Origin of the sequence: Crenothrix polyspora (assembly GCF_900163755.1) — a bacterium.
Lineage (GTDB): Bacteria > Pseudomonadota > Gammaproteobacteria > Methylococcales > Methylomonadaceae > Crenothrix > Crenothrix polyspora.
In genome coordinates this window covers 1-1,108 of sequence record NZ_FUKI01000122.1, presented here as the reverse complement: position 1 = coordinate 1,108, position 1,108 = coordinate 1, and the positions used below count along the sequence as shown (strand labels likewise).

Sequence of the window (1,108 nt, the reverse complement as noted above, 5' to 3'; positions counted from 1 at the left end):
CATGGAGCAACTGGACACCAGCCAGATAGAGCAGGCGTATAGCGGTGGCGGAAGCCCACCGTACCCGCCAAAAATGATGTTGGCACTGTTGTTTTATTGTTACGCCAAGGGTATTTTTAGCAGCCGTAAAATAGAACGCGCTACCTATGAATTGATTCCCGTGCTGTTTATAACGGGTGGTACACATCCAGACCACGACAGCATCAACACGTTTCGTAAGCGTTTTTTGAAGGAGCTGTCTAACTTATTTGTGTTGCTATTGCAGATTGCCCATGGCATGGGCATATTAAAACTGGGTAACGTTAGTATGGATGGCACCAAGATCAAAGCCAATGCGAGTAAGCACAAGGCGATGAGTTATGGTTACGCCAACAAGTTGGAAGAACAATTGCGTGGCGAAGTTGCCGATTTGATCAAGCGTGCCGAATCTGAAAACGGTCGTGGCCAGCAAGATATTGACATCCCAGCCGAATTGCAACGGCGTGAAGTACGGTTGGAAAAGATCGCAGAAATTAAAACTGAACTTGAAAAGCGTGCCGCAGAACGGTATGCACAGGAACAAGCCGAACATGAGGCTAAGTTGAAAACGCGTGAAGAGAAGGAAAAGGCAAGTGGCCGAAAGCTGGGCGGCAGAAAACCAAAGGCTCCAGAACCTGGCGCACGGGATAAGGATCAAGCCAACTTTACCGATGGTGACTCACGTATTATGCCAATGGCGGGCGGTGGTTTTGAGCAAGCCTACAATGCACAGGCCACTGTGGATTTGGATACGATGCTGATTATAGGGCAACACGTCAGCCAGAATACCAATGACAAACAGGAGGTTGCCCCAGCTTTAGAGCAGTTATCAAACCTGCCTTCTGAGCTTGGCGACATTAAAAAAGCAGCGGCAGATAACGGATATTTCAGCAAAAAAAACATCGATAAATTTGAGGCGGCAGGTATAGAACCGTACTTGCCCAATGGTCGCCAACACCATAACCCCACCCTGGAAGAACGTTTCCCAAAAGAAACTGAAATGCCCAAAGATGCTGATTCCGTGGTTGCAATGGAACACCGAATGAAAAGTGAGGCAGGCAGAGAGTTTTATGCCCAGCGCAAATCTACA

The 1,108-nt window shown here is 47.9% G+C and carries 1 protein-coding gene; it reads left to right on the top strand.

The window, feature by feature from the left end:
- On the top strand, positions 1 to 1,108 hold a 1,108-nt coding region (locus CRENPOLYSF2_RS10805), incomplete at both ends, for a transposase (RefSeq protein WP_087143960.1).